Source organism: Citrobacter sp., assembly GCF_050252275.1.
Taxonomy (GTDB): domain Bacteria; phylum Pseudomonadota; class Gammaproteobacteria; order Enterobacterales; family Enterobacteriaceae; genus Citrobacter_A; species Citrobacter_A amalonaticus.
Window position 1 is genome coordinate 1 of record NZ_JBFWLF010000171.1, and the last position, 9,962, is coordinate 9,962.

10 protein-coding genes are annotated in these 9,962 nt (G+C 53.3%); 9 read left to right on the forward strand and 1 reads right to left on the reverse strand.

Annotated elements, in window-relative coordinates; all coding sequences use genetic code 11:
- The 7 genes from AB7E14_RS14825 to AB7E14_RS14855 form a co-directional block, all read left to right on the forward strand.
- Positions 1-972, forward strand: a 972-nt coding sequence (locus AB7E14_RS14825) for an MFS transporter (RefSeq protein WP_428169633.1), incomplete at its 5' end; no start/stop codon positions are given.
- A gap of 457 nt (positions 973-1,429) precedes the next feature.
- Positions 1,430-2,386, forward strand: coding sequence for a cytochrome o ubiquinol oxidase subunit II (gene cyoA, locus AB7E14_RS14830; RefSeq protein ID WP_043001581.1), 957 nt, complete (start codon positions 1,430-1,432; stop codon positions 2,384-2,386).
- A gap of 11 nt (positions 2,387-2,397) precedes the next feature.
- Positions 2,398-4,389, forward strand: a complete 1,992-nt coding sequence (gene cyoB, locus AB7E14_RS14835; protein ID WP_043001582.1) for a cytochrome o ubiquinol oxidase subunit I — start codon at positions 2,398-2,400, stop codon at positions 4,387-4,389.
- The gene (locus AB7E14_RS14840; protein WP_043001583.1) at positions 4,379-4,993 is read left to right on the forward strand and encodes a cytochrome o ubiquinol oxidase subunit III; all 615 of its coding nucleotides are present in this window, start codon (positions 4,379-4,381) and stop codon (positions 4,991-4,993) included. Before cyoB ends, AB7E14_RS14840 begins: the two co-directional genes overlap by 11 nt.
- Positions 4,993-5,322 carry a cytochrome o ubiquinol oxidase subunit IV gene (locus tag AB7E14_RS14845; RefSeq protein ID WP_043001584.1) on the forward strand — a complete coding sequence of 110 codons (330 nt, stop codon included), beginning with the start codon at positions 4,993-4,995 and terminating at the stop codon, positions 5,320-5,322. Before AB7E14_RS14840 ends, AB7E14_RS14845 begins: the two co-directional genes overlap by 1 nt.
- 11 nt (positions 5,323-5,333) lie before the next feature.
- The gene (cyoE, locus tag AB7E14_RS14850) at positions 5,334-6,224 is read left to right on the forward strand and encodes a heme o synthase (protein ID WP_080343218.1); all 891 of its coding nucleotides are present in this window, start codon (positions 5,334-5,336) and stop codon (positions 6,222-6,224) included.
- Positions 6,225-6,372: 148 nt separating this feature from the next.
- A complete protein-coding gene (locus tag AB7E14_RS14855) occupies positions 6,373-7,737 on the forward strand; it encodes an MFS transporter (RefSeq protein ID WP_316961954.1) in 1,365 nt (454 codons plus the stop codon).
- Between the two features lie 36 nt (positions 7,738-7,773).
- On the opposite strand, the gene AB7E14_RS14860 is transcribed toward AB7E14_RS14855, so the two are convergent.
- Positions 7,774-8,265 carry a YajQ family cyclic di-GMP-binding protein gene (locus tag AB7E14_RS14860; RefSeq protein WP_044267658.1) on the reverse strand — a complete coding sequence of 164 codons (492 nt, stop codon included), beginning with the start codon at positions 8,263-8,265 and terminating at the stop codon, positions 7,774-7,776.
- Between the two features lie 113 nt (positions 8,266-8,378).
- On the opposite strand from AB7E14_RS14860, the gene panE reads away from it, so the two are divergent.
- Complete coding sequence (gene panE, locus AB7E14_RS14865; protein ID WP_044258965.1) at positions 8,379-9,290, forward strand: 2-dehydropantoate 2-reductase; 912 nt, start codon at positions 8,379-8,381, stop codon at positions 9,288-9,290.
- Entirely contained in the window at positions 9,253-9,843 is a 591-nt protein-coding gene (gene yajL / locus AB7E14_RS14870) for a protein deglycase YajL (protein ID WP_043001589.1), read from the forward strand. Before panE ends, yajL begins: the two co-directional genes overlap by 38 nt.
- The last annotated feature ends 119 nt before the right edge of the window (positions 9,844-9,962 follow it).

Genomic DNA, 9,962 nt, shown 5'->3' on the forward strand with positions numbered 1-9,962 from the left:
CGCTGGCTTGGCTGGCAGGGCATGTACTGGCTGATGGCAGCATTACTGATCCCTTGTATTATTTCCACTCTGCTCGCCCCCGAACCGACCGACAGCATTCCGGTGCCAAAAACGCTGGAGCAGGCAGTCGCAGCCCCGCTACGCGATTTCTTCGGTCGTAACAACGCCTGGCTGATTTTGCTGCTCATCATCCTTTATAAGCTGGGTGATGCCTTCGCCATGAGCCTGACCACCACCTTTTTGATTCGTGGTGTGGGCTTTGACGCCGGAGAAGTGGGCGTCGTCAATAAAACGCTGGGACTGATCGCCACGATTATTGGCGCGCTGTACGGCGGGGTGTTGATGCAACGGCTGACGCTGTTTCGCGCTTTACTGATTTTCGGCATTCTCCAGGGCGTCTCCAACGCCGGATACTGGCTCCTGTCGGTGACCGACAAGCACATGTTCAGCATGGCTGCGGCGGTGTTTTTCGAGAACCTGTGCGGAGGAATGGGGACGTCAGCGTTCGTCGCGCTGCTGATGACGCTGTGTAATAAGTCATTTTCTGCCACCCAGTTTGCCCTGCTGTCAGCACTTTCTGCCGTGGGGCGCGTCTATGTTGGCCCGGTTGCCGGTTGGTTTGTCGAGGCGCATGGCTGGTCGACGTTTTATCTTTTCTCCGTCGTGGCCGCCGTTCCGGGCCTGATATTGCTGCTGGTGTGTCGGCAAACGCTGGAGTACACGCGACAGAGCGAAAGTTTCCTGCCGCGAACAGAATTCCGTTCGGCCTACCGTCTGGCGTTATGGATTTTGATGGCGGGATGCGCGTTGCTTGCTGTCTGGCTGCTGTTGCTGTCGCTGAACGCGCTGGATTTCACTAACTTCTCCTTCCTCGCCGGACTGCTGGAAGTCGCGGTGACTATCGCCATTTTCGGCATCGTGTTTGGCGGCTTGCTCGACTATCTGGCGCTACACAAAACGCGGCTGGTGTAAGCGCCCCTTTATTTAGCCGTTGTAATCACCCTGCGTAATTATATCGGCTAAATAAACAACAACTGAAAAAATTAATATTTGTTGTTTTGTGCGCAATAGAATCTGGAAATTATTGACGCCTTTTATAGGTTTTATTTTCCTTACTCGATTCAGCCGAAACACATTTATTTTTTGTATTTTATTTGTCTCTTTATTGATAATCACTTGTTAACCAATTGTTTTATTTTTGCATTGGTTATACCAATTGCCCTCGCGTCGCCTCCCTGAAGTCCCCTTTCGTTATAACGTGATGTTGCAACAGGTTCTTAATGCTGAAACGACATATCTTGCAACATATGTGACACGGGCGGCAGAACCCGGTAACACAGATCCAATGATGTTTACAGTAATGTAACCTTCCCGTAAAATGCCCACACACTTTAAACGCCACCCGGTCCCGTGGAATTGAGGTCGTTAAATGAGACTCAGGAAATACAATAAAAGTTTGGGATGGTTGTCATTAATTGCAGGCACTGCATTACTCAGTGGCTGTAATTCTGCGCTGTTAGATCCCAAAGGACAGATTGGACTGGAGCAACGTTCGCTGATACTGACGGCATTTGGCCTGATGTTGATCGTCGTTATTCCTGCAATCTTGATGGCTGTAGGTTTTGCCTGGAAGTACCGTGCAAGCAATAAAGATGCGAAGTATAGCCCGAACTGGTCACACTCCAATAAAGTGGAAGCGGTGGTCTGGACGGTTCCTATCTTAATCATCATTTTCCTTGCCGTGCTGACCTGGAAAACCACTCACGCTCTTGAGCCAAGCAAGCCGCTGGCGCATGACGAGAAGCCCATTACCATCGAAGTGGTTTCCATGGACTGGAAATGGTTCTTCATCTACCCGGAACAGGGCATTGCTACCGTGAATGAAATCGCCTTCCCGGCGAACACTCCGGTGTACTTCAAAGTGACCTCTAACTCCGTGATGAACTCCTTCTTCATCCCACGTCTGGGCAGCCAGATTTATGCCATGGCCGGTATGCAGACTCGCCTGCATCTGATCGCCAATGAAGCCGGTACCTATGACGGTATCTCCGCAAGCTATAGCGGACCTGGCTTCTCCGGTATGAAGTTCAAGGCTATCGCAACAGAGGACCGCGCCGCATTCGACCAATGGGTTGCTAAAGCGAAACAGTCACCGAACACCATGAGCGACATGGCGGCGTTCGAGAAAGTGGCTGTGCCAAGCGAATACAACCAGGTGGAATACTTCTCCAACGTGAAACCCGATTTGTTTAAAGACGTGATTAACAAATTTATGGCTCACGGTCAGAGCATGGACATGACCCAACCAGAAGGTGAGCACAGCTCGCACGAAGGAATGGAAGGCATGGACATGAGCCACGCGGAAGCCGCCAACTCAAGGGGCTGAGGAAGAATACGATGTTCGGAAAATTGACACTGGATGCAGTTCCGTTCCATGAACCCATCGTCATGGTTACGATCGCTGCTATTATCATCGGTGGTGCGGCTTTACTTGGCCTGATTACTTACTTTGGTAAGTGGACCTACCTGTGGAAAGAGTGGCTAACTTCGGTTGACCACAAACGCCTTGGCATCATGTATGTCATCGTCGCTATCGTCATGTTGGTTCGTGGCTTTGCTGACGCCATCATGATGCGTAGTCAGCAAGCGCTGGCGTCTGCAGGTGAAGCGGGCTTCCTGCCGCCTCACCACTACGATCAGATATTCACGGCTCACGGCGTGATCATGATCTTCTTCGTGGCAATGCCATTTGTTATCGGTCTGATGAACCTGGTGGTTCCACTGCAGATCGGTGCGCGTGACGTTGCGTTCCCGTTCCTGAACAACCTGAGCTTCTGGTTCACCGTTGTCGGCGTTATCCTGGTTAACCTGTCTCTGGGTGTGGGTGAATTCGCGCAGACCGGTTGGCTGGCGTACCCGCCGCTCTCGGGAATTGAGTACAGTCCAAGCGTCGGGGTCGACTATTGGATATGGGCAGTCCAGTTGTCCGGTATTGGTACAACCCTGACCGGTATCAACTTCTTTGTGACTATCATTAAGATGCGCGCGCCAGGCATGACCATGTTCAAGATGCCGGTCTTTACCTGGGCATCGCTGTGCGCGAACATCCTGATTATCGCCTCCTTCCCGATTCTGACGGTTACCGTCGCGTTGCTTACCCTGGATCGTTATCTGGGCACCCATTTCTTTACCAACGATATGGGCGGCAACATGATGATGTACATCAACCTGATTTGGGCCTGGGGCCATCCGGAAGTGTACATTCTGATTCTGCCGGTATTCGGGGTGTTCTCGGAAATCGCCGCGACCTTCTCACGTAAACGTCTGTTTGGTTACACCTCGCTGGTGTGGGCAACCGTGTGTATTACCGTATTGTCGTTCATCGTCTGGCTGCACCACTTCTTTACCATGGGTGCCGGTGCGAACGTTAACGCCTTCTTCGGTATTACCACCATGATTATCGCCATCCCGACCGGGGTGAAGATCTTCAACTGGCTGTTCACCATGTATCAGGGCCGTATCGTATTCCACTCAGCAATGCTGTGGACGATTGGCTTTATCGTGACCTTCTCAGTCGGCGGGATGACCGGCGTACTGCTGGCGGTCCCGGGCGCGGACTTTGTACTGCACAACAGTCTGTTCCTGATTGCGCACTTCCATAACGTTATTATCGGCGGCGTCGTATTTGGTTGCTTCGCGGGTATGACCTACTGGTGGCCAAAAGCGTTTGGCTTCACGCTGAACGAAACCTGGGGTAAACGCGCATTCTGGTTCTGGATCATCGGCTTCTTCGTTGCTTTCATGCCGCTGTATGTGCTGGGCTTTATGGGGATGACTCGTCGTCTCAGCCAGCAGATTGACCCTCAGTTCCATCCGATGCTGGTTGTTGCTGCCTGTGGCGCCGCGCTGATTGCAGTGGGTATCCTGTGCCAGTTCATTCAGATGTATGTTTCTATTCGCGACCGCGAACAGAATCGTGATCTGACCGGTGACCCATGGGGTGGCCGTACGCTGGAATGGGCAACGTCTTCTCCGCCTCCGTTCTATAACTTTGCCGTTGTGCCGCACGTTCATGAGCGTGATGCCTTCTGGGAAATGAAAGAAAAAGGTGAAGCGTACAAGCAGCCTGCGCACTATGAAGAGATTCATATGCCGAAGAATAGCGGTGCCGGTATCGTCATTACCGCCTTCGCGACGCTGTTTGGTTTCGCCATGATCTGGCATATCTGGTGGCTGGCTATTGCAAGCTTCGCAGGCATGATCATCAGCTGGATTGTGAAAAGCTTTGATGAAGATGTGGACTACTACGTGCCGGTCCCGGAAATCGAAAAACTGGAAAACCAGCATTTCGATGAGATTACTAAGGCAGGGCTGAAAAATGGCAACTGATACTTTAGCGCACGCGACTGCCCACGCGCACGAACACGGGCACCACGATGCAGGCCAGAACAAAATCTTCGGATTTTGGATCTACCTGATGAGCGACTGCATTCTGTTCTCTATTCTGTTTGCTACCTATGCCGTTCTGGTGAACGGCACCGCAGGTGGCCCGACAGGTAAGGACATTTTCGAACTGCCATTCGTTCTGGTTGAAACTTTCCTGCTGTTGTTCAGCTCCATTACCTATGGCATGGCGGCGATCGCCATGCACAAGAACAACAAGAGCCAGGTGGTTTCCTGGCTGGCGTTGACCTTCTTGTTTGGTGCCGGCTTCATCGGGATGGAAATCTATGAATTCCATCATCTGATTGTTAACGGTATGGGCCCGGATCGCAGCGGCTTCCTTTCTGCGTTCTTCGCGCTGGTCGGCACCCACGGTCTGCACGTGACGTCCGGTCTTATCTGGATGGCCGTGCTGATGGTACAGATCGCCCGTCGCGGCCTGACCAGCACCAACCGCACCCGCATCATGTGCCTGAGCCTGTTCTGGCACTTCCTGGACGTGGTGTGGATCTGTGTGTTCACTGTTGTTTATCTGATGGGGGCGATGTAATGAGTCATTCTAACGTGAACAGCGGCGCGTCCCATGGCAGCGTAAAAACCTACATGACAGGATTTATCCTGTCGGTCATCCTGACGGTCATTCCGTTCTGGATGGTAATGACAGGTGCTGCCTCTCCGGCCGTAATTCTGGGGACTATCCTGGCAATGGCAGTGGTGCAGATTCTGGTGCATCTGGTGTGCTTCCTGCACATGAACACCAAATCTGATGAAGGCTGGAACATGACGGCTTTTGTCTTTACCGTGCTGATCATCGCCATCCTGGTTGTCGGTTCCATCTGGATCATGTGGAACCTCAACTACAATATGATGATGCACTAAGAGCGGCGGTTATGATGTTTAAGCAATACCTGCAAGTAACGAAACCAGGCATCATCTTTGGCAACCTGATCTCGGTGATCGGGGGGTTCCTGCTGGCCTCCAAGGGCAGCATCGACTATCCCCTGTTCATCTACACGTTGGTCGGAGTGTCACTGGTTGTGGCGTCGGGTTGTGTATTTAACAACTACATCGACAGGGATATCGACAGAAAGATGGAAAGGACCAAGAATCGGGTGCTGGTAAGAGGCCTGATCTCTCCTAAAGTCTCGCTGGTGTACGCCACCCTGCTGGGTATTGCTGGCTTCATGCTGCTGTGGTTTGGCGCGAACCCTCTGGCCTGCTGGCTGGGGGTGATGGGCTTTGTGGTTTATGTGGGCGTTTACAGCCTGTATATGAAACGCCACTCGGTCTACGGGACGCTGATCGGCTCTCTCTCCGGCGCGGCGCCGCCGGTGATCGGCTACTGCGCAGTCACCGGAGAGTTCGACAGCGGCGCGCTGATTCTGCTGGCGATTTTCAGCCTGTGGCAGATGCCGCACTCTTATGCCATCGCGATTTTCCGCTTTAAGGATTATCAGGCGGCTAACATCCCGGTTCTGCCGGTGGTGAAAGGCATTTCCGTCGCCAAGAACCACATTACGCTGTACATCATCGCATTTGCCATCGCGACGCTGATGCTCTCTCTGGGCGGCTATGCCGGATATAAATATCTGGTGGTGGCGGCAGCGGTGAGCGTCTGGTGGTTAGGCATGGCGCTGCGCGGTTACAAAGTGGAAGATGACAGAGTCTGGGCGCGCAAGCTGTTCGGTTTCTCCATCATCGCCATTACCGCGCTCTCCGTGATGATGTCCGTCGACTTTATGGTGCCGGATTCACACAATCTGCTGACCTACGTCTGGTAAGCCAGATAACGGTATTAAAAGGGTGCTTCGGCACCCTTTTCTATTTCTGTCACAAATCTCTCTTCCGGTAATATTTACTCAATAACCTCATGTTTACCCCGCCTGCTTAGCGCTTTACACTAGGCGCGAAATTGAGACAGAGGTGGGAATGAACGATTATAAAATGACACCGGGTGAGTTGCGCGCCACCTGGGGTTTAGGGACCGTATTTTCGCTGCGCATGCTTGGCATGTTTATGGTCCTGCCGGTTCTGACCACATACGGTATGGCGCTACAGGGCGCCAGTGAAGCCTTGATTGGACTCGCCATCGGCATCTATGGTCTGGCGCAGGCTATCTTCCAGATCCCCTTCGGACTGCTTTCCGACCGTATCGGTCGTAAGCCGCTGATTGTCGGCGGCTTAGCGGTGTTTATTCTCGGCAGTGTTATCGCCGCGCTGTCGGACTCCATCTGGGGCATTATTCTTGGCCGCGCGTTACAAGGTTCGGGCGCGATTGCCGCCGCGGTGATGGCGCTGCTGTCAGATTTAACCCGCGAGCAAAACCGCACGAAAGCGATGGCGTTTATTGGCGTAAGCTTTGGCATCACCTTCGCGATCGCCATGGTGCTTGGGCCAATCATCACCCACGCCCTGGGGCTTAACGCCCTCTTCTGGATGATCGCCGTCCTGGCGACGCTTGGGATCATCCTGACGCTGTGGGTGGTGCCAGACAGTGACAACCACGTGCTCAATCGCGAATCAGGAATGGTGAAAGGCAGCTTCAGCAAAGTGCTGGCGGAACCGAAACTGCTGAAACTCAACTTTGGCATCATGTGTCTGCACATTCTGCTGATGTCCACCTTCGTTGCTCTACCCGGCCAGTTGGCTGATGCCGGGCTACCCGCAGCGGAACACTGGAAAGTGTATCTGGTGACGATGCTGATTTCGTTTGGCTCGGTCGTCCCGTTTATTATCTACGCCGAAGTGAAGCGGCGGATGAAACGGGTGTTCCTGTTTTGCGTCGCGCTGATTGTGATTGCCGAGATTGTTCTCTGGGGCGCGGGCAGCCATTTCTGGGAACTGATTATCGGTGTGCAATTGTTCTTCCTCGCCTTCAATCTGATGGAAGCCCTCCTCCCTTCGCTCATCAGCAAAGAGTCTCCGGCGGGCTATAAAGGCACGGCGATGGGCGTGTATTCCACCAGCCAGTTCCTCGGCGTCGCGCTGGGCGGTTCACTGGGCGGTTGGGTCGACGGGATGTTTGACGGTCAGACGGTTTTCCTTGCCGGGGCGTTTTTAGCCGTTGTCTGGCTTGCCGTCGCCAGCACCATGAAAGAGCCGCCGTATGTCAGCAGCCTGCGGGTGGTCATTCCACCGGAGATTGCAGCCGATGACGTGCTGAAGCAGCGTTTACTGGCAACAGAAGGCATCAGTGAAGTGTTGATTGCACAGCAGGAACATTCCGCCTATGTGAAGATCGACAGCAAAGTGACCAACCGCTTTGAGGTTGAACAGGCCATCAGCCAGGCGTAAAAAAGAAAACGGTCCGGAAAGCCGGACCGTTAAAGATTAATCGCGGAAGTTTTTAAACTGGAACGGCTGTCCCAAATCGCCGCCGCGCACCAGCGCCATCACGGACTGGAGGTCATCGCGGGATTTCCCGGTCACGCGAATCTCTTCGCCCTGAATCTGCGCCTGCACCTTCAGCTTGCTGTCTTTAATCAGCTTAACGAGCTTCTTCTGCACGGCGCTCTCGATGCCCTGCTTCAGCTTCGCTTCGACAAACCAGGTTTTCCCGCTGTGTACGAACTCTTCCGGTACATCAAGCGATGCCCCTTCAATGCCGCGCTTAAGCAACTTGGCACGCAGAATATCCAGCAACTGGTTGACCTGGAAATCGGATTCGCTCAGCACCTTGATGGTTTTATTGGCATCATTGAGCTCAATGGTCGCTTCAACGCCGCGAAAATCAAAACGTGACTCAACTTCCCGAATGGCGTTATCTACGCCGTTACGAGCTTCCTGAAGATCAACTTCAGACACAATATCGAAAGATGGCATCTTTTCCTCTCCCTTCATTTTTGATGCGAAGCATAATACCTGCAAAGTGACTCAACAGACAGCGCTATACTATGTTAGCAAACACCTGGTGCTGTTGCGGGTGAGGAGGAAGAATGAAAATTACCGTACTGGGATGCGGAGCCTTAGGACAGTTATGGCTTTCGGCGCTGTGCAAACAGGGACATGAAGTACAAGGTTGGCTGCGCGTTCCGCAGCCCTATTGCAGCGTGAATGTGATTGAGACGGACGGGTCGATATTTAACGAATCCCTGACGGCAAACGATCCGGAGTTTTTAGCCACCAGCGATTTGCTATTGGTGACGCTCAAAGCGTGGCAGGTCTCCGACGCGGTCAAAGCGCTGGCGTCAACGCTGTCGGAAATGACGCCCATTCTGTTGATCCATAACGGCATGGGAACGATTGAAGAATTGCACGCTATCCACCAACCCTTGCTGATGGGAACGACCACCCACGCCGCACGTCGCGATGGCAACGTCATTATCCACGTCGCGAACGGCACCACGCGTATCGGTCCGGCGCGCGAGCAGGATGGCGATTTCAGCTATCTTGCCGATTTGCTGCAATGTGTGCTGCCTGACGTCGCCTGGCATAATAATATTCGCGCCGAGATGTGGCGCAAGCTGGCGGTGAACTGTGTGATCAATCCCCTGACCGCGCTGTGGAACTGCCCGAATGGCGAACTGCGCAACCATCCTGAAGAGGTCAATCTGATCTGCCAGGAAGTCGCGGCGGTCATTGAGCGCGAAGGTCACCATACCTCGGTGGACGATTTACGCTATTATGTCGAGCAAGTTATTGACAGCACAGCAGAAAATATCTCGTCTATGCTGCAGGATATCCGGGCCATGCGTCATACCGAGATAGACTACATTACCGGCTATCTGTTGAAACGCGCCCGTGCCCACGGGATTGCGGTGCCGGAAAACAGCCGCCTGTTTGAGTTAGTAAAACGTAAGGAGAGTGAGTATGAGCGCATCGGCACTGGTATGCCTCGCCCCTGGTAGTGAAGAAACCGAAGCGGTTACCACTATCGACCTGCTGGTTCGGGGTGGAATCAACGTCACCACCGCGAGCGTCGCCAGCGACGGCAGTCTGACCATTGTCTGTTCACGCGGCGTAAAACTGCTGGCGGATGCGCCGCTGGTTGCCGTGGCCGATGGCGACTACGACATCATCGTCCTGCCGGGCGGCATTAAAGGTGCCGAGTGTTTTCGCGACAGCACGTTGCTGGTCGAAACCGTTAAGCAGTTTCACCGTTCCGGACGGATTGTCGCCGCCATTTGCGCGGCAGCCGCTACCGTACTCGTTCCGCATGACATTTTTCCCATCGGCAATATGACGGGCTTCCCGGCGCTGAAAGATAAAATACCCGCAGAACAATGGCAGGATAAACGCGTGGTGTGGGATCCGCGGGTGAAATTACTGACCAGCCAGGCGCCGGGCACCTCTATCGATTTTGGCTTAAAGATTATCGACCTGCTGGTTGGGCGTGAGAAAGCCCATGAAGTGGCGTCACAACTGGTGATGGCGGCAGGCATTTATAATTATTACGAGTAAGATGACGCCACACATGTCAGTCTCCAGGCCGGATAAGACGCTTTAGCGTCGCCATCCGGCCTGGAGACCAATCATTCAAAACCAGGGCGCGGAAATCATGACATTGCTGTAAAACAGCA